Source organism: Streptomyces auratus, assembly GCF_050433025.1.
Lineage (GTDB): Bacteria > Actinomycetota > Actinomycetes > Streptomycetales > Streptomycetaceae > Streptomyces > Streptomyces sioyaensis.
In genome coordinates, this window is record NZ_JBNGCB010000003.1 from 336,353 (window position 1) to 354,528 (window position 18,176).

Genomic DNA, 18,176 nt, shown 5'->3' on the forward strand with positions numbered 1-18,176 from the left:
TCGATGGGCGACACTGAGGGAATGCCGGTTAGCAGTGGCTGGATGATGCGCCTAGCATCAACCCGACCGAATCCGATGCACCCCGAGGATTTCACGTGCGCTTTCGTCTGACCCCCAGGGAGACGAGCTTCTATGACATGTTCGCCGCCTCCGCGGACAACATCGTCACGGGCTCCAAGCTCCTGATGGAACTGCTCGGGGCGGACGCCTCGGCCCGGGCAGAGATCGCTGAGCGGATGCGAGCGGCGGAGCATGCGGGAGATGACGCCACCCACGCGATCTTCCACCAGCTGAACTCCTCGTTCATCACGCCGTTCGACCGCGAGGACATCTACAACCTCGCCTCGTCGCTCGACGACATCATGGACTTCATGGAAGAGGCGGTCGACCTGGTCGTCCTCTACAAGGTCGAGGAGCTCCCCAAGGGCGTCGACCAGCAGATCGAGGTGCTGGCGCGGGCAGCCGAGCTGACCGCCGAGGCGATGCCGAATCTGCGCACCATGTCGAACCTCACCGAGTACTGGATCGAGGTCAACCGCCTGGAGAACCAGGCCGACCAGATCCACCGCAAGCTGCTGGCACACCTCTTCAACGGCAAGTACGACGCCATCGAGGTGCTCAAGCTCAAGCAGATCGTGGACATCCTGGAAGAGGCGGCGGACGCGTTCGAGCACGTCGCCAACACGGTCGAGACCATCGCGGTCAAGGAGTCCTGAGCGCCTCCCATGGACACCTTCGCGCTCGTCGTGACCATTGCGGTCGCGCTCGGATTCACGTACACCAACGGCTTCCATGACTCCGCCAACGCCATTGCGACCTCGGTCTCGACGCGGGCGCTGACCCCGCGGGCGGCGCTGGCGATGGCCGCCGTGATGAACCTCGCCGGTGCCTTCCTGGGCAGCGGGGTCGCCAAGACGGTCAGCGAGGGGCTGATCGCCACTCCCCATGGCAGCAAGGGGATGGGCATTCTCTTCGCCGCGCTGCTCGGCGCGGTGGTCTGGAACCTCGTCACCTGGTACTTCGGCCTGCCGTCGTCGTCCTCGCACGCCCTCTTCGGCGGCATGGTCGGGGCCGCGCTGGCCGGTGGCACCACCGTGATCTGGTCCGGGGTGGTCGAGAAGGTCGTCCTGCCGATGTTCATCTCGCCGGTCGTCGGCCTGGTGCTCGGCTATCTGGTGATGGTCCTGATCCTGTGGGTCTTCCGGAAGGCGAACCCGCACAAGGCCAAGCGCGGCTTCCGCATAGCCCAGACGGTGTCCGCGGCGGGTATGGCGCTCGGCCACGGTCTGCAGGACGCCCAGAAGACCATGGGTGTGGTCGTGATGGCCCTGGTCATCGCCGACGCGGAGGAGCCCAACGCGGCGATCCCGATCTGGGTCAAGCTGGCCTGTGCGCTCACCCTCTCGCTCGGTACGTACGCGGGCGGCTGGCGCATCATGCGCACCCTGGGCCGGCGGATCATCGAGCTGGACCCGCCGCAGGGCTTCGCCGCGGAGACCACGGCCGCCTCGGTCATGTACACCGCGTCGTTCATGTTCCAGGCCCCGATCTCCACGACCCATGTCATCACCTCCGCGATCATGGGTGTGGGCTCGACCAAGCGCCCGCGCGCGGTGCGCTGGGGCGTCGCCAAGAACATCGTGATGGGCTGGTTCATCACGATGCCGGCCGCGGCGCTGGTCGCGGCGGGCGCGTACGGGCTCGTGGCGCTGGCCTTCGGCTGACGGACCTCATGTCGGCCTGCTCCGACACAGCAATGGGCCCGCCCCCCGGGAAGAGGGGCGGGCCCTTCGTCTTGCGGTGGCACCGCCATGCAGCACCGCAGGACGTGGAGGGGGCGGCCCCGGCCGGTTGCGGCCGGGGCGCGCTCGCGGCTCAGCCGAAGCGGCCGGAGATGTAGTCCTCCGTGGCCTGGACCGAGGGGTTGGAGAAGATCCGCTCGGTCTCGTCGATCTCGACCAGCTTGCCGGGCTGGCCGACCGCGGCGAGGTTGAAGAACGCCGTACGGTCCGAGACGCGCGCGGCCTGCTGCATGTTGTGCGTCACGATGACGATCGTGAAGCGCTCCTTCAGCTCGCCGATCAGGTCCTCGATGGCGAGGGTGGAGATCGGGTCGAGGGCGGAGCACGGCTCGTCCATCAGCAGGACCTGGGGCTCGACCGCGATGGCGCGGGCGATGCACAGCCGCTGCTGCTGTCCGCCGGACAGCCCCGAACCGGGCTTGTTCAGCCGGTCCTTGACCTCGTTCCAGAGGTTGGCGCCCTTGAGGGACCGCTCGACGACGTCCTTGAGCTCGCTCTTCTTGTACGAGCCGTTCAGCCGCAGACCGGCCGCGACATTGTCGAAGATCGACATCGTGGGGAACGGGTTGGGGCGCTGGAAGACCATGCCGATGGTGCGGCGGACGGCGACCGGGTCGACCCCGGAGCCGTAGAGGTTCTCGTCGTCCAGCATCACCTTGCCCTCGACCCGGCCGCTGGGGGTGACCTCGTGCATCCGGTTCAGGGTGCGCAGGAAGGTCGACTTGCCGCAGCCGGACGGGCCGATGAAGGCCGTCACGGAGCGCGGCTCGACGGTCATCGAGATGTCGTCGATGGCCTTGTGGCTGCCGTAGTACGCGGAGAGGCCGCTGACGTCGATTCGCTTGGCCATGGAAATCACTGCTTCTTTCTGTGGACGCGGTCAGCGGCCGGTTTTGGGGGCCTTCCAGCGGGCGATGCCGCGGGCCACCAGGTTGAGGATCATGACGAACGCGATGAGGACCAGGGCTGCGGCCCACGCGCGGTCGTAGGAGGCTTCGGAGCCCTGCTGCCACTGCTGGAAGACGTAGAGCGGGAGCGACTGCTGGGCATCCTGGAAGGGGTTGTTGTTGATCGTCTTCGCCCCCCACACCAGGAGCAGTACGGGCGCCGTCTCACCGGTGATACGGGCGATGGCGAGCATCACGCCGGTGGTGATACCGCCGATCGACGTCGGCAGCACGACCTTGAGGATGGTGCGCCACTTCGGCACGCCCAGGGCCAGCGACGCCTCGCGCAGCTCGTTGGGGACGAGCTTGAGCATCTCCTCGGTGGAGCGGACGACGACCGGCATCATCAGGATCGCCAGCGCCATCGCGCCGGCGAAGCCGGACGGGCCGAAGCCGAGGATCAGGATCCACACCGAGAGGATGAACAGGCCGGCCACGATCGAGGGGATGCCGGTCATCACGTCCACGAAGAAGGTGACCGCCCGGGCGAGCTTGCCGCGTCCGTATTCGACGAGGTAGATCGCGGTGAGCAGACCGAGCGGCGCGGCGATCAGGGTGGCCAGGCCGACCTGCTCCAGCGTGCCGATGATCGCGTGGTAGATGCCGCCGCCGGGCAGGGCGTCCGGGGTGGTGCCCATCGAGTGGGACAGGAAGTAGCCGTCCAGCACCTTGGTGCCGCGGGCGACGGTCTCCCACAGCAGGGAGGCCAGCGGGACGACGGCGATCAGGAAGGCGAGCCAGACCAGGCTGGTGGCCAGCCGGTCCTTGGCCTGTCGGGTGCCCTCGACGCCCGCGGCCAGCGCGAACGTGCCCAGGACGAAGAGCAGGCCGGCGATCAGGCCCCACTGGACCGTGCTGTCCAGGCCGGCGGCCAGTCCGATGCCGCAGCCCGAACCGGCCGCCACCAGGGCGAGCACCGGCGGGGTCCAGCGCGGCAGCCGGGGCAGCTTGAGGGAGACGGGGAGCGGGCTGCCGGCGTCGGAGACCGCGCGGCGGTCGGTCATGACGTTCATGCTGCGGCTCCCGAGTACTCCTTGCGGCGGGCGATGATCAGGCGGGCCGCGCCGTTGACGACCAGCGTGATCACGAAGAGGACGAGGCCCGAGGCGATCAGCGCGTCCTGGCCGAACTGGTCGGCCTCACTGAACTTGCTGGCGATGTTCTGGGCGAAGGTGCCGCCGCCCGGATCCAGCAGGCTGGTGTTGATCAGGAAGCTGGGCGAGAGGACCGTGGCGACGGCCATCGTCTCGCCGAGCGCGCGGCCCAGGCCGAGCATGGAGGCGCTGATGATTCCGGAGCGGCCGAAGGGGAGCACCGACATCCGGATGACTTCCCAGCGGGTGGCGCCGAGCGCCAGCGCGGCCTCCTCGTGCATCTTCGGGACCTGCAGGAAGACCTCACGGCTGACGCTGGTGACGATCGGCAGGATCATGATCGCGAGCAGGATGCCGACGGTGAACAGCGAACGGGCCGCCCCGCCGCCGTAACTGAGGATGCCGGTCCAGCCGAGGTAGTCGTCGAACCAGCTGTAAAGGCCGCTCAGGTGCGGAACGAGGAACAGCGCGCCCCACAGGCCGTAGATGATGCTGGGCACCGCGGCGAGCAGGTCGATGACGTACCCGAGCGGCGAGGACAGCTTGCGCGGCGCGTAGTGCGAGATGAACAGCGCGATGCCGACCGCGACCGGCACGGCTATCAGCATCGCGATCAGCGAGCTGACGAGGGTGCCGAAGGCGAGGACCGCGATGCCGAACTTCGGCTCCGTACCGGTGGCGTTCCAGTCCAGCGTGGTGAAGAAGTTGGCCTTGTCGCCGGAGATGGCGAGCACCGAGCGGTAGGTCAGGAAGACCGCGATGGCGGCCATGATCGCCAGCAGGGCGATGCCGGAGCCCCGGGAGAGCCCGAGGAAGATCCGGTCGCCGGGGCGGACCGCCTTGCCGGAGACGGCGGAGCGGTCGTGGTGCGGTGGGAGGGGCGTATCGGTCGTGGAGGAGGAGGTATTCATGGATTCTCCGGTCTGCGGAGCCGGTGAGGGCTCCTGGCGCGGCGGTGCACCGGACGGGCGGCGGCCCAAAGGGGCCCTTGTGAGGGGGCCCCTTCGGTCCTACGGCGGTTGATGGGCCGCCGCCCGGTAGGTCAGGAGAGCTTGGCGACGGTCGCGCGGACCTTGTCGGCGATCTCGGTGGGCAGCGGGGCGTAGCCGAGGGCCTTGAGCGCGGCCTGGCCGTCCTTGCTGGCGGCGTAGGTCAGGAAGGACTTGGTGGCGGGCAGCGTCTCGGCCTTGTTGCCCTTGTCGCAGGCGATCTCGTACGTCACCAGGGTGATCGGGTACGCGCCCTCGGCCTTGCTGGTGTAGTTGAGCTTCAGGGCCAGGTCGTCGCCCTTGCCGACCTGCTGGGCCTCGGAGATGGCCTTCGAGGCGTTGTCGACGGTGGCGTCGACCGGCTCCTTGGCGCCGGTGTTCAGCTTGGCCGTGGGGATCTTGCCGGCCGTCGCGTACGACAGCTCGAAGTAGGAGATCGCACCGCTGGTCTGCTTGACCTGCGAGGAGACGCCGGCCGAGCCCGAGGCCGCCTGGCCGCCGGTGCCCTCCCACTTCTTCGCCGGCTCGTGCTTCCAGTCACCCGGGGCGGCGCCCTTGAGGTACTTGGTGAAGTTGTCGGTGGTGCCCGAGTCGTCGGAGCGGTGGAACGCCTGGACCTTGAGGTCCGGGAGCTTGGCGCCCGGGTTCAGCTTCTTGATCGCCGGGTCGTTCCACTTGGTGATCTTCGCGTCGAAGATCTTCGCCAGGGTCGGGGCGTCCAGCACGAGGTTGTCCACGCCGGGGACGTTGTAGCCGACCGCGATCGGGCCGCCGACCATCGGCATGTCGATGGCCTGGCCGCCCTTGCAGACCTTCTTGGACTTGGCGACCTCTTCGGGCTTGAGCGCCGAGTCGGAGCCCGCGAAGGCGGTCTGGCCCTGCAGGAAGGTGGTGACGCCGGCGCCGGAGCCGGTCGGCTGGTAGTTGATCTCGGTGCCCTTGCAGGCGCCGGCGTAGGCCTGCACCCAGACGTCCATGGCGTTCTTCTGCGCGGACGAGCCGGACGCCAGAAGCTTGCCCTTGCCGTCACACTTGATGTTCGACGTCTTGGCGGCGCCGGCGCTACCGCCGCCGCCGGAGGTGTCGTCCGAGCCGCACGCGGTCAGGGCCAGGGCACCGGAGACGGCGAGAGCGCCAACGGCGAGGGCGCGAACCCGGTTCTTGCGCTGAAGCTTCACTGTCGAGATTTCCTTCCTGGGGCGCGCCGCTTCGTCGGCGAGCGTTGGGTGGTGTCGTGATGACTGCCGCGTTCACGGCGGAAGCCGGCTGCGCTTGTGCCGTGGGGGACGCGCACTCGGTAAGGCTGAAATTAGGTAGATCAGGTAAAGCGGCCGATGGAGGAGAGTGAACGCACGGTGAACCTCGGCCATCGGCTGGGTGCGGGCCGATAAGTGCCGTTCGAGGGGTGCAAAGCGGCACGTCACCCTGTTGAATTACCGGCCGGTATGGCAGCATCCGCGCCTGAGACGGCGCGAATCGGTGTGGGACGACCGGAGGTGGCTGGTGGGGAGCCAGGGGGTGCGGCAGGACGTTCGGGATGCACAGGGGATTCAGGGCAGATGGGGCGCATGGGGCATACGGGGTAGCCGGGTGATGGCCTGTACCGCCGTCGTCCTGTGCGCGACGGGGCTGCTCGGCGGTACGGCCACGGCCGCCACCACCGATGACCCGAAGAACCCGTCCGCGGACCCGGCGAAGGCCGCGGACGCCGATGCCCGCCACCTCGACGACGTACGCAAGAAGATCGACGCCCTCTACCGCAAGGCCGAGCAGGCCACCGACGCCTACAACGCCGCCAAGGAACAGGTCGACGTCCAGCAGAAGCAGATCGTCCAGCTGGCGCGCACCATCGACACCACCCAGCACAAGCTGGCCGCCCTCAAGCGGCAGGCGGGCGCGCTGGCCAGTGCCCAGTACCGCGGCGGCGGGCTGCCCGCCGAGGCGAAACTGGTGCTCAACGCCGACCCGGAACGCTTTCTCGACAACGCCACCCTGGCCCGTAAGGGACAGCTCGCCGCAAAACGAGTGATGAGCCAACTGGCGCATCTCAAAGGCGACTTGCAGCGGTATTCGGCCTCGGCCACGGACCGCTGGGAGAAGCTGGAGGCGAATCGCAAGAAGAAGGAAAGCGCCCAGCGGGACATCAAGAAACAGATCGACGCGGCAAAGGAGCTGGAATCCCGGCTGGCCGCCAAGGAAAAGGACCGGCTGCGGAAGCTGGAGGACGAGCAGGCCTTCAAGCAGCAGCAGAAGTGGCTGGACTCGGGCGTCCTCGACGACATCAGCAACAAAGCATCGGCCGAGGGCAAGAAGGCGATTTCGTACGCCACCGCGCAGATCGGCAAGGACTATGTGTGGGGTGCGGAGGGACCGGACACCTTCGACTGCTCCGGGCTGACCCTGCGGTCCTGGCAGGCCGCCGGCCGGACGATTCCGCGGACGTCGCAGGAGCAGTGGCGGCAGCTGCCCCGGGTCGACCTCAAGGACATGCGGCCGGGCGATCTGATTATTTATTTCTCCGATGCCAGCCATGTCGGGATGTATCTCGGTGACGGCGCGATTGTGCATGCGCCGCGTCCCGGCCGGCAGGTCACGATCACCGGTGCCGGTTCGATGCCGATTCTCGGCGTTGTCCGCCCCGATGGTGACGCCGGCCACTGATGGCGCGGCTCACACCCGAGATAACTGTCCTGATTGTTTCGCTCTCCGAGGGTTGCCGCCGCGTCGCTGAATGCACTCAAGCGGGGTGATGTTCGTCATTCCGCATTCCGCCCTCTCCAGGTCAAATGGCTGATCGGTCGGGGCATATGACGATGGCCGATTGCTGTCGGGCATTCCATCCCACTCCGTACTGACGCTATGGTCGCCTGTCAGTGCCCGGTCAGCGCCCCGCTCAATTGACCGACGAGCGGCGGATGCCGGGCACGGTGGAGCGCCGTCGGCGCCCCGCCGCACCCCTCGGGGGGAGGGAAGGAAGCAGACCGATGCCCGTACCCGTACCGCACCAGCGGACGGTCGTGCTGCCGCACCAGGCAGGACCGGTGGATGACGCCTGCGCGGATACCGCGCGGGTCGCCGACGCGCCGGGCGCGGGGGACGCGACGGCCCAGGGCGTGCGCGCCCCGGGCCAGGAGGCGGCCCAGCCGGCAGTGCAGGGCTTCCGCGAGCCCACCCAGCCGCTGCCGGGCGAACAGCGACTTTCGGCCGACCACGGACCCGCCCCCCAGGGCCTGACCCTGCTCCTCATCGGCGAGGACCCCAACAGTCATGTCCCCGAGATGTGGGACTGGGCGGGCCGCAAGGTGCGCCTGCGTACCGCCCGCAACCTCACCGAGGCCGAGCGGCTGCTCACCGACGATGTGCACTGCATCCTGCTCGACCTGGCCCCGCAGGCCCCCGAGGGCCGCGCGGAACGTGACGCCGGTCACGGCAGCCGGGGTGACGAACTGGGCGTCCTGCGCGACGTCCTGCGCCTGGCGCCGTCGCACGCCGTCCTGGTGCTCACCTACGAGACGGACGCCGAGCGCGCCGCCGACGCCGTACGCGTCGGCGCCCAGGACTACCTTTTCCGGGATGAACTGGACGGCGCGGTGCTCAGCCGTGCGGTCCGCTACGCCGTCGAACGCAAACGCGCCGACCTCGCCCAGCGCCAGCTCACCGAGTCGCGGATGCTCGCCCAGGAGAACGCCCGGCTGGAACGGGGCCTGCTGCCCACGCCCCTGCTCGACGGCTCCGATCTGCGCTTCGCGGCCTGCTACCGCCCCGGCCGCAGCCGCGCCCTGCTCGGCGGCGACTTCTACGACACCGTGCGCACCCCGGACGGCGCCGTCCACGCGATGATCGGCGATGTCTGCGGCCACGGCCCCGACGAGGCCGCGCTCGGCGTCGAGCTGCGGATCGCCTGGCGCGCGCTGACCTTCGCCGGCCTGTCCGGTGACGAACTGCTCGCCACCCTCCAGAAGGTGCTGGAGCACGAGCGCGCGGACGACGAGATCTTCGCGACGCTGTGCACCGTCGACATCTCCGCGGACGGCCGCCGCGCCGGGCTGTGCCTGGCCGGCCACCCCGCACCGCTGCTGGCCAGGGCCGGCGAGAGCCCGCAACTGCTGCCCTACGAATTCGGCGGCCCGGCGCTCGGCCTGCTGCCGCACGCCCGCTGGCCGCGCCGGCAGGTCGAACTGGGCGGCTCCTGGAGCCTGATGATGTACACCGACGGGCTGATCGAGGGCCGGATCGGCGTCGGCAACCAGCGCCTCGGCCAGGAGGGTATGACCGAACTGGTCAGCCGCCAGATGGCGGCCGGCCTCAGCGGCGAGGAACTGCTGGACGCCTCGGTCAGGGAAGTACGCGATCTCAACGGCGGCGAGCTGACGGACGATGTGGCCGTGCTCCTGCTGGACCGGCGCTGGCAGAGCCGCGGGTGAAGCGGCCGAGGCGAAGGGGCCGCGAGTGAATCGGCCGCGGGGGAAGCGGCTTCCGGCCCTCCGGGGCCTCTTCGGCCGGGCTCAGCGCCCGCCGTTGAAGGGCCCGTACGGACCGTCCGAGCTGGAGCCCCCGCGGCGCGGGCCGCTGCCGCCACCGGAGACCTCCCGGAGCGCGGGCCGTACGTCAACGGTGTAGACGATCACCGCGATCACGCCGATGATCGGCAGGAACGACATGATCGGGAGAATGAACAGCAGCGCCGTGGCAAGGGCGAGGAAGATCAGCCACATGCCCTTGGTCTGCTTGCTCGCGGCGCGGTAGGCGTCCTCGCGGCGCACGGCGGCATCGATCAGCATCACGGCGGCGTAGACGCCCAGGGCGAGCTGCACCCAGCTCAGAATGCTCTGGAACCCATAAATCAGCACGCCATCCACCGCCCGTTCGCCGTTCGTGTTCGTCGGTCCGTCACGGCCGTCTGCCGCCCGTGCGGCCCCACGGTACCCGGACAACGGGCCGGGCACCTGAAGTGTGCCCGGCCCGGCCCCGGAACGGCGCCCTCACGCAAGCGTGAGGGACGTCACATCGCGCTCACTTCGTCGAGGGCGGGGTGCTCTTCTTCGTCGGCGCCGGCGCCGGCTTGCGCTGCGCGACGGGCTTCTTCGGCGCGGCGGGCTTGGGCTGCGCCGCGGGGGTGGCCTTGGTCTGCGCCTTGGCCCCGTTCGCGGTCTGGGGCTTCGGGGAGCTCTTGGTCGCCGGCTTCGGCTCCGGCTCGATCGCCACCGCGAGGTCCTCGACCTGGTCGGCGGCCTCGCCGCGCCAGGTCGCCACCGCGCCACGGCCGCGCTCGGCCAGCTCCTCGTAGCCCTCGCGGGCCCGTACGACGGCCTCGGCCGCCCGGCCCACGCCCTGCAGCGCCAGCTCCTGCGCCTGGTCGCGGACCTTCTTGATGTCGCCGTCCAGCGAGCCCAGCAGCTCGGACAGCTTCTCCTGGGCTTCCTTGGCCTGCTTGCTGACCAGGGCCTGGACGTCCTTGGGGTCGGTGCTGCGCACGGAGTCGAAGCGCTTGGGGGCCTCGGCCCGGATCTTCTCGACGAGCTGCGGCACCTCGCCGAGCTTCTCGGCCGCCAGGTCGACGGTGCCGGCCAGGGCGTACAGCGGGGTGGCGTCGGTCAGGGTCTTGCGGAGGTCATCGGAGATGGCCATGACGTTCTTCCTCCTGGAAACGGAATCGGTTGCTCAGGTGGCGTGCGGGCCGCCGTCGGCCTCTGTGTCGAGGGTGTCCGTGCCGCGCCCGTTCTCGTGCCCGCTCGCAGTGCTGTCCTTGCCGCCGGTCCCGAGCCCGTTCTCCTTGCGGAAGGACTCGTAGATCTGCAGCAGGACCTGCTTCTGTCTCTCGTTCAGCGCCGGGTCGGTGAGTATCGCGGTCTGCACCTCGACCCCGTCCAGACCGTGCCGCTCGTCCAGAATCCCGGCCTGGACGTACAGCGTCTCCGCGGATATCCGCAGCGCCTTGGCGAGCTGCTGCAGAATCTCCGCGCTCGGCTTGCGCAAGCCGCGCTCGATCTGGCTGAGGTACGGGTTGGACACCCCGGCGGCATCCGCGAGCTGCCGCAGACTCAGCTGCGCCGTGCGCCGCTGCTCCCGCAGGAACTCGCCGAGGTTGCCGACGTTGAGTGATGCCATACCCCGATGGTGCCTCCCAGTGCTAACTTTTGCAAGCGGGGCGCTAGCAAGAGTGCTCTGGTGGGGTGAGGGGCGTGGTGAGCACCGGCGGCATGATCGGCGGCCTCAGAAGGTGTACCCGGTGAAGTCGGTGACCGGGACGTATCCGATCCGCTGGTAGAGGGCGTTGCTGGTGGGGTTGGCCGGGTCCGTGAACAGGACGACGTCCGTCGCGCCCGCGGTCAGCGCGGCCCTGCTCACCTCGACCGTCACAGCGCCCGCGTAGCCTCGGCCCCGGAGGTGGGCCGGGGTGAAGACGGGGTCCACCCGGATCATGCCGCCGACCATCGCAGTCGAGCCTGCCATGGAGACGGGAGTGCCGTCCGGGGTCTCCCAGAACGTGAAGCGTTTGTCGGCGAAGCGCGAGTCGGCCCAGGAGCCGGCGTCGATGGCGGGGTTCTCTCCGACGTCGGCGACGAACTCGCCGCACCAGGCGAGGAGTTGCTCATGGTCCTGCGCGCCCACGACACGGCCCCGGCCGTCCGGGCGCGGCTCCGGTGGGGTGAGCGTGCCGAGTCGGTGGAGACGGCCCCGCCAGCTGCGTACCGGCGCTGCGCCTGTGTGCCGCTGCCATGCCGCGGCGAAAGCGGTGGCGGTGTCGTGGTCCGCGGTGACGCCGGCGAGGGGGTGGCCGAGGCCGGCCAGGTGGGCGGCGAGGTGGTCGGCGTGCTCCGGGGAGAGGGGAGTGAGGGTCAGGCGGTGGGACGGAGGGCGGTAGAAGAGGGCGCGGACCTCGCCGCCCGACTCCAGGTGGCCGAATACGGTGGCTTCGGCGCCATATGAGCCCGCCCCGCGCGTGCGCAGTCTCTCGATCACTGTCAGCGGCGTGGTGTGCAGGGCGGGGCGCGAGCGCAGGAAGTCACCGGCTCGGGCGAGAAAGTCGTCGATGTCTTCGGTGAGGTGCCAAGTGTCCGGGCGCATGCTTCACGCTCTCTCACGGACGCGGCGCCGGTGGGTGCATTCCTGGGGTTGCCCGAGCTCCGCCGCCAGTTCAGGGGGCGTGGGGTGGTGGGCAGGCGGTTGCCTCGTCCTGCCCGGGGGCGGGGCGGGTCCCGATGATGACCGTGGCGTAGAGCGCGTCGGAGGTGGCCACCCGGGGGAGGAGCCCGTTGCGGGTGAAGGTTTCGACGGCCTGTGGTGCCTGTCGTTCGCTCGTTTCGACCAGCAGGTGCCCCCCTGGCGCCAGCCACTGCGGCGCGGCCGCGGTCACCCGCCGCAGGACGTCCAGCCCGTCCGCGCCGCCGTCCAGCGCGACCCGCGGCTCGTGCTCGCGGGCTTCGGGCGGCAGCAGCCCGACCTCGTGGGTCGGTACGTAGGGAACATTGGCCACCAGGACATCGATACGGCCCCGGAGGCCGGTGGGCAGTGCCTCGAAGAGATCGCCCTCGTAGACCTCGCCCCCGGCGGCTGTGACGTTGCGCCGGGCGCAGCGCACCGCGGCCGGCTCGATGTCCGCGGCGTACAGCTCGACCCGGTCCAGGGCGGCAGCCAGCGCGGCGCCCACCGCACCGGATCCGCAGCACAGGTCGACGACGACCGTGGGCCGCCCGGTGCGGGCGGCGGTCCGGCGGCCGAGGCCGATGGCCTGGTCCACGAGGAATTCGGTGCGGCGCCGCGGAACGAAGACGCCGGGGTCGACGGTGACCCGCAGTCCGTGGAACTCCGCCCAGCCGACGACGTGTTCCAGGGGGAGGCCCAGGACGCGGCGCTCCACCATGGCGGCGAGTTCGTCCGCCGTATGTGCGGTGGAGATCAGCAACTCCGCCTCGTCCTCGGCGAATACGCAGCCGGCGGCGCGCAGTGTGCTGATGACGGTGGCGCGGGAGAGTGGCGGGGGGAGTCGCGGGGAGAGGGGTGACGTGCCGTCCGGTCGGTGCAGCGACGGCTGGGACAGCATGTGGGGGGACGGCATTTGAGGTGACGACATGTGGGCCTTTCGGGGCGCCGAGGGCGCATCCCGGGTCACGTGTGTCGGGTGGTCACCTGCATCGGGTGGACCTGAGGGGCGTGAGCCGGGAGCGCCTGCCTGGTCTGGCGGGGAATCGGTCTCACCTCCTCGTTCGGTCCACTACTGAGGGGGCAACATTACCTGACCTGGGGCGCGGCGCACAGGTGGGTGGCGTGCGGCCGCCGGTTCCGGTCGCGAGTTCGGCCGTCGCTGATCGGGTGTCGTGGAAGCCGGTCCCGGGGTCGGCGCGGAGTCGTTCCGTCGAGGGTGCCGACCTCGACCGCGTCGATGCCTCCGGCGTCGTCGAAGGAGACCTCGACCGTGGTGCCGGTGTGCAGATCGGTTCTGATCCAGCCGGGGCCGTGGTGCTGGGGGAGCTTGCGGTGGGTCGAAGTGGCCGGCCACCGCGGCGGGTGCCGAATTGCCGTGCAAACCCGCGCCGGTGAGCCGGGTCCGCGGTCCGCGGGCCGGTCGGCCGCCCCGGACGCGAAGCCAACAACCCGAAAGTACTTGTCATTTTGGAAAGTTCTTGTCACGCTGGAGTCGGAAGTCGGGTTCGCAGTCGGCCGGTTGGGGTTCGTCGGGGGCGGCGTATGCGATGCGTGAAGCCGCGCTCGGGATTTCGGGGGCCAGCGGAGCCAGGAGGAATCGGCGGCAGCGGAAGCAGCCGGAAGCAGCGGAAGCAACGATCAAGGGGGATGACATGGCGGAGTACGCCTCACAGGACGCGATGGCCGCGGTGGCCGCGCTGGCTCGTGAGCAGGAGCTGCGCTCGACCGTGCGGGACGGCACGAAGTGGTACGCCTGGTACCAGGTGATCTTCGGCAGCGCGGCGGCGGTCATGGTGCTCAGCATCGGGTTGATCAGCAGGCCCTACGGAGTGGCCATCGGCTGCGGCATCTGGTTCACCGTCATCATCGGGCTGTCCTTCTACGCCGCCCGGCAGCGCGTTGCCCGGTTGGGGTTTAAGCGGCGGCATGCGAGTCTGATCATCGTGTGGGCGCTGTTCTATGGAGGGGTGCTGAGCGCCGGCCTCATCTGGTTCCCCGGCGCCGTGGCGTGGTGGGTGCCAGGGGCACTGCTGGTCGCCCTTCCCGGACTGATAGGCGGCTACTTGGAGGCCCGACGGTGACTACCTCACGCCCCGGCATACATCCGCGTCACGGCCTCGACGAGGTGATCCACGCGCCCGTCCGCTTCTCCATCGTGGCGACCCTGGCGGCCGCCGACAAAGCCGAGTTCGGCTTCGTCCGCGACGCCGTCGAGGTGAGCGACTCGGTCCTGTCGCGGCAGGTCGGCACCCTGGAGAAGGCCGGTTATGTCGCCGTCACCAAGGGGTATGTCGGCAAGCGCCCACGCACCTGGCTCGCCCTCACGCCCGATGGCCGCGCCGCCTTCGCCGCCCACTGCCAGGCCCTGCGGGCGATAGCGGAGACGGCGGCCGAACGCTGACGCCTGGACGGGAGTCCGGCGGCGGCGGTTCGTCAGCCGAGGTGGGCGGGCGTCTCGATGTCGACGCGGCGGGCTGTCGTGCCGCCTTGTTGACTTGGAGTGCGCTTCAACTCATAGCGTTTGAGACGGGATTCCGGCAGAGGGCCTACGGCACACGGCCGCGAGAAGGCAGGTGGCTGCCGACAGCCGACAGCCGACAGGCGGCTCGGGCTGCGGGTGGGTGGTTCCGTTGCCGCAGCCGGCCGTGGGCTCAGCGGGGCAGGCGCTTCCGGTCCGGGATCCAGATCCGTCCGTCGTACGCCACGTCCAGGAGGCAACAGCATCATGACCACGACGAGCATTCCGACACGTCACCTCGGTGAGCTCGCGGTTTCCGCGCAGGGGCTCGGCTGTATGGGGATGAGCCACGGTTACGGCGCGTCGGACGACGCGCAGTCGATCGCGACCATCAACCGGGCCCTGGACCTCGGCGTCACCCTGCTGGACACCTCCGACTTCTACGGGGCGGGCCACAACGAGGAGTTGATCGGCCGGGCTGTCGCCGGCCGGCGGGACGAGGCGGTGCTGGCGACGAAGTTCGGGTTCGCCAACCGGCTCGGCGAGCCGACGGCGATCCGGGGCGACGCCGCCTATGTGCGGGAGGCCTGCGACGCCTCCCTGCGCCGGCTCGGGGTCGACCACATCGACCTGTACTACCAGCACCGCGTCGACCCGAACGTGCCGATCGAGGAGACCGTCGGTGCGATGGCCGAGCTCGTCGCGGCCGGCAAGGTACGGCACCTCGGACTGTCCGAGGCGAGTGCCGCGACCATTCGGCGGGCGCATGCGGTGCACCCGATCGCCGCGCTGCAGAGTGAATGGTCGCTGTGGACCCGCGATCTGGAGCACGAGATCGCTCCGCTGTGCCGTGAACTCGGCATCGGGCTGGTGCCGTTCTCGCCGCTCGGCCGCGGCTTTCTGACCGGGCGCTACACCTCGGTGAAGGGGCTGCCGGAGTCCGATGTGCGTCGCAGCCAGCCGCGCTTCGCCGACGGCAACCTGGAGCAGAACCTGGCCATCGTGGAGAAGCTCGACGAGATCGCCGTCGAGAAGGGCGTCAGCGCCGGGCAGCTCGCCCTGGCCTGGGTGCAGCACCGCGGGAACGATGTGGTGCCGATCCCCGGCACCCGTCGGCAGAAGTACCTGGAGGAGAACCTCGGCGCACTCGCCGTCGAGCTGACCGCCGAGGAACTCACCGCAATCGACGCCGCAGCCCCCGCCGGCCAGATAGCCGGGACGCGGTACGACGAGGCCAGCATGGCGTTCGTCGATGGATGAGGCCCGGCGGCCCCGTGGCGCGGCTATTCCGGTGACATGACCTCGTAGAGGTTGCCGGAGTCATCGGGGAAGAACAGGCCGCGGGCGCACAGTGGATGGTCGGCGGTCGGCGGCCGGGACGATGGTGTGGTTGAGGGCCACCGTCATCGGGTGCTCCTGGGGCAGTAGGGGAGCATGGTCATCAGGCGGTCCCGGGGCGGCAGGGGAGCATGGTCATCAGGCGGTCCCGGGGCGGCAGGTGAGCATGGCCATCAGGCCCTCCCGGGGCGGCAGGGGGGCGTGGTCATCACGCGCTTCCAGGGCCCGCGTCGAGGGTGCCGTGCAGTAGCACGGAGATGAGTTCTTCGGGGGTGAGTGGGGTGCCGTCGCCTTCCCCGGCCGGGGACTGCTGCCGGGTGAAGAGCAGGGCGAGGAACGCGGAGGCGACCTTCTCGGGGCTCAGGCGGAACGCGGCGCGGTCGGGTTCGAGCAGCTCGATGATGGCGTGGCGCAGGGCGGCGAAGGATCGGGCCCGGGCGTCCGGCGGCGGGGCGTCACCGGCACTCCGCGCGGCCGGGCCGGGTGCGCGGCCGCGGAGGTGGCCGGAGGCGTGCAGGGCGCCGATGACGGTGCCCATCCGCTCCAGGTGGGCGCGCAGCGCCTCGGCGGCTTCGGTCAGCCGGGTGGCGATCGGCTCGTCCAGGGAGATCGAGGCGAGCTCGCGCAGCACATGGTCCGTGCCGACGGTCTCGGCGACACAGGCGTCCAGCACCTCGTCCTTGTCCTTGAACGCGCGGAAGATCGTGGCCTCCCCGATACCGGCGGCGCGGGCGATCTGGCTGGTGGTGACGGCCGCGCCGTACTCCGCCACGAGCGGCAGCGCGGCGGCCACGATCATGGCTCGGCGTTGCTCGACGCTCATGCCGGGGGCGCGTCGGCGTGAAGGTGAAGGCGAAGGGGAAGGGGAAGTCATGACCCTACGGTACGGAGTGAGTGCTCACTCCGTCAACGGGTGCGAGCATCCGCCCCCGCTGCCTGTGCGGGCATCCGCCCCCGCTGCCTAGACTTTTTGCAGCGCGGAGAGCCGGTACCGACGGCGGCCGTTCCTGGGCCGCCGGCCGAACGGAAGGACGGCGCGCCATGGACTGGAAGCTCGAACTGGTGCCGATTCCGGTTGCCGACGTGGAACGGTCGAAGCGCTTCTACAGCGAGCAGATGGGCTTTGCCGTCGATCACGACATGTGCGTCGGCAGCGACGTCCGCATCGTGCAGCTGACGCCGCCGGGGTCGGGCTGCTCGATCGTCATCGGTGCGGGCGCCGATGACCCGGAGGTGAAGCCCGGTTCGGTGCACGGGCTGCAGCTGGTGGTGCCCGATATCGCCGCGGCCCGTGCGGAGTTGGCCGAACGGGGCGTGACGGTCGGTCCCGTACAGCATGTCGAGAACGGGGCGCTGGTCGACGGTCCCGGTGGCGCGTGGAACTCGTTCGTCTACTTCAGCGACCCGGACGGCAACGGATGGGCGCTTCAGGAGCGCCCCTCGGTGGGGTGAACTCCCCACGATCCGCGGGGTGTTGGGTTCAGGGCGGCAGGAGGGCCGGCTAGGGGCGGGGTCCCTAGGATCGGTGGATGACGACGGACCAGGAAGAGTTTCTGCGGGCTTTTCATGCCGCGCACCCTTCGGTGACCGTGCAGGCCATGGCGCACGGGCGGGCCGAGGGCGGCCGTTCCAGTTACGAGATCCTGCGGGACCGGGTGTCGGCATGCGACCGGGTGCTGGATCTCGGCTGCGGCGACGGGCTGCTGCTCGAACTCCTCGCCGAGCGGGAGGGGGGCGCCCGGCGGGAGCTTGCCGGGCTCGATCTGTCCGCCGAGGAGCTGACGCTGGCGAGCCGCCGGCCGGGCGTCGACCAGGCCGACCTCCGGATGGGGCGAGCGCAACAACTACCCTTCCGAGACGGTCAGTTCGATGGCTGTGCGTCCCATATGGCGCTGATGCTGATGGGTGAGGTGGAGCGGGTCGCGGCGGAGCTGGCGCGGGTGCTGGAGCCGGGCGGCACGCTGGCCGTCGTCCTGGGCGGCGGAGCGGCCGGTGGTGAGGCGTGCGAGCTGTTTCTGCGGCTGGCGAAGCCGCTGTTCCTGGCGGCGCCCGCGGAACAGCAGATTCCGCGGCTCGGGGACCCGCGGCTGCGGACCCGCGACGGCTTCGACGCGGTGTTCCGCCCCGCCGGATTCGGCCCGGTGGAGTGGGAGACCGTACATCTCGATCTGACCGGCCCGCCCGACCGGATCTGGCGCACCGTGAGCACGTTCTACGACCTCGGGCCGCTCGATTCCTCGGTCACGGCGGATCTGCGGGCCCGCTTCGAGGCGGAGTCGGCTGCTATGGCCCTGCCGGACGGGCGCATTCCGTGCGCGATGCGCATGCATGTCGTGACGGCGGTGCGCTGACTTCAGCCTGGCGCGGCCGGCCGGGTTCGGCGCTGCTGCATGAGCCACCGG

General features: G+C 70.0%; 19 protein-coding genes. 9 read left to right on the forward strand and 10 right to left on the reverse strand.

Annotated elements, in window-relative coordinates; genetic code table 11:
- Positions 1 to 95 precede the first annotated feature (95 nt).
- Together BKA18_RS21085 and BKA18_RS21090 are read left to right on the forward strand one after the other, a co-directional pair.
- Positions 96 to 716: a DUF47 domain-containing protein gene (locus BKA18_RS21085; protein ID WP_006603963.1), complete on the forward strand. Its 621-nt coding sequence runs from the start codon at positions 96 to 98 to the stop codon at positions 714 to 716.
- A gap of 9 nt (positions 717 to 725) precedes the next feature.
- Entirely contained in the window at positions 726 to 1,724 is a 999-nt protein-coding gene (locus BKA18_RS21090) for an inorganic phosphate transporter (RefSeq protein WP_006603962.1), read from the forward strand.
- 151 nt (positions 1,725 to 1,875) lie between these two features.
- Here BKA18_RS21090 and pstB read toward each other — a convergent pair whose 3' ends face one another.
- The 4 genes from pstB to pstS form a co-directional block, all read right to left on the reverse strand.
- On the reverse strand, positions 1,876 to 2,652 hold the full coding sequence (gene pstB, locus BKA18_RS21095) for a phosphate ABC transporter ATP-binding protein PstB (protein ID WP_366047563.1): 777 nt from the start codon (positions 2,650 to 2,652) through the stop codon (positions 1,876 to 1,878).
- Between the two features lie 30 nt (positions 2,653 to 2,682).
- On the reverse strand, positions 2,683 to 3,762 hold the full coding sequence (pstA, locus tag BKA18_RS21100; RefSeq protein ID WP_366047564.1) for a phosphate ABC transporter permease PstA: 1,080 nt from the start codon (positions 3,760 to 3,762) through the stop codon (positions 2,683 to 2,685).
- Complete coding sequence (gene pstC / locus BKA18_RS21105) at positions 3,759 to 4,754, reverse strand: phosphate ABC transporter permease subunit PstC (protein ID WP_366047565.1); 996 nt, start codon at positions 4,752 to 4,754, stop codon at positions 3,759 to 3,761. The genes pstA and pstC overlap by 4 nt, the downstream gene beginning before the upstream one ends.
- A gap of 131 nt (positions 4,755 to 4,885) precedes the next feature.
- Positions 4,886 to 6,010: a phosphate ABC transporter substrate-binding protein PstS gene (gene pstS, locus BKA18_RS21110; protein WP_366047566.1), complete on the reverse strand. Its 1,125-nt coding sequence runs from the start codon at positions 6,008 to 6,010 to the stop codon at positions 4,886 to 4,888.
- A 415-nt stretch (positions 6,011 to 6,425) separates the two neighbouring features.
- Here pstS and BKA18_RS21115 point away from each other — a divergent pair, with 415 nt between their 5' ends.
- Positions 6,426 to 7,493: a C40 family peptidase gene (locus tag BKA18_RS21115; RefSeq protein ID WP_366047567.1), complete on the forward strand. Its 1,068-nt coding sequence runs from the start codon at positions 6,426 to 6,428 to the stop codon at positions 7,491 to 7,493.
- A gap of 323 nt (positions 7,494 to 7,816) precedes the next feature.
- The gene (locus BKA18_RS21120) at positions 7,817 to 9,256 is read left to right on the forward strand and encodes a PP2C family protein-serine/threonine phosphatase (RefSeq protein WP_366047568.1); all 1,440 of its coding nucleotides are present in this window, start codon (positions 7,817 to 7,819) and stop codon (positions 9,254 to 9,256) included.
- 81 nt (positions 9,257 to 9,337) lie between these two features.
- Here the strand turns inward: BKA18_RS21120 and BKA18_RS21125 are convergent, their stop codons facing one another.
- The 5 genes from BKA18_RS21125 to BKA18_RS21145 all read right to left on the reverse strand — a co-directional run bounded on the left by BKA18_RS21125 (position 9,338) and on the right by BKA18_RS21145 (position 12,891).
- Positions 9,338 to 9,682: a DUF2516 family protein gene (locus tag BKA18_RS21125; protein WP_208859163.1), complete on the reverse strand. Its 345-nt coding sequence runs from the start codon at positions 9,680 to 9,682 to the stop codon at positions 9,338 to 9,340.
- A gap of 163 nt (positions 9,683 to 9,845) precedes the next feature.
- Positions 9,846 to 10,460 (reverse strand): hypothetical protein, encoded by a 615-nt coding sequence (locus tag BKA18_RS21130; protein WP_366047569.1) that lies wholly within the window; start codon positions 10,458 to 10,460, stop codon positions 9,846 to 9,848.
- 33 nt (positions 10,461 to 10,493) lie between these two features.
- The gene (locus BKA18_RS21135; RefSeq protein ID WP_366047570.1) at positions 10,494 to 10,940 is read right to left on the reverse strand and encodes a helix-turn-helix domain-containing protein; all 447 of its coding nucleotides are present in this window, start codon (positions 10,938 to 10,940) and stop codon (positions 10,494 to 10,496) included.
- Positions 10,941 to 11,045: 105 nt separating this feature from the next.
- Entirely contained in the window at positions 11,046 to 11,900 is an 855-nt protein-coding gene (locus BKA18_RS21140) for a GNAT family N-acetyltransferase (RefSeq protein ID WP_366047571.1), read from the reverse strand.
- Positions 11,901 to 11,970: 70 nt separating this feature from the next.
- A complete protein-coding gene (locus BKA18_RS21145) occupies positions 11,971 to 12,891 on the reverse strand; it encodes a putative protein N(5)-glutamine methyltransferase (protein WP_366047572.1) in 921 nt (306 codons plus the stop codon).
- 739 nt (positions 12,892 to 13,630) lie between these two features.
- On the opposite strand from BKA18_RS21145, the gene BKA18_RS21150 reads away from it, so the two are divergent.
- The 3 genes from BKA18_RS21150 to BKA18_RS21160 all read left to right on the forward strand — a co-directional run bounded on the left by BKA18_RS21150 (position 13,631) and on the right by BKA18_RS21160 (position 15,696).
- On the forward strand, positions 13,631 to 14,059 hold the full coding sequence (locus BKA18_RS21150) for a hypothetical protein (protein WP_366047573.1): 429 nt from the start codon (positions 13,631 to 13,633) through the stop codon (positions 14,057 to 14,059).
- Positions 14,056 to 14,379, forward strand: coding sequence for a winged helix-turn-helix domain-containing protein (locus tag BKA18_RS21155; RefSeq protein WP_366047574.1), 324 nt, complete (start codon positions 14,056 to 14,058; stop codon positions 14,377 to 14,379). The genes BKA18_RS21150 and BKA18_RS21155 overlap by 4 nt, the downstream gene beginning before the upstream one ends.
- A gap of 324 nt (positions 14,380 to 14,703) precedes the next feature.
- Positions 14,704 to 15,696, forward strand: a complete 993-nt coding sequence (locus BKA18_RS21160) for an aldo/keto reductase (RefSeq protein WP_366047575.1) — start codon at positions 14,704 to 14,706, stop codon at positions 15,694 to 15,696.
- A 286-nt stretch (positions 15,697 to 15,982) separates the two neighbouring features.
- Here the strand turns inward: BKA18_RS21160 and BKA18_RS21165 are convergent, their stop codons facing one another.
- Positions 15,983 to 16,573: a TetR/AcrR family transcriptional regulator gene (locus BKA18_RS21165; RefSeq protein ID WP_366047653.1), complete on the reverse strand. Its 591-nt coding sequence runs from the start codon at positions 16,571 to 16,573 to the stop codon at positions 15,983 to 15,985.
- A 242-nt stretch (positions 16,574 to 16,815) separates the two neighbouring features.
- On the opposite strand from BKA18_RS21165, the gene BKA18_RS21170 reads away from it, so the two are divergent.
- Positions 16,816 to 17,226, forward strand: a complete 411-nt coding sequence (locus BKA18_RS21170) for a VOC family protein (protein WP_006603946.1) — start codon at positions 16,816 to 16,818, stop codon at positions 17,224 to 17,226.
- Positions 17,227 to 17,303: 77 nt separating this feature from the next.
- The gene (locus BKA18_RS21175; protein WP_366047576.1) at positions 17,304 to 18,125 is read left to right on the forward strand and encodes a class I SAM-dependent methyltransferase; all 822 of its coding nucleotides are present in this window, start codon (positions 17,304 to 17,306) and stop codon (positions 18,123 to 18,125) included.
- Positions 18,126 to 18,176: the final 51 nt, after the last annotated feature.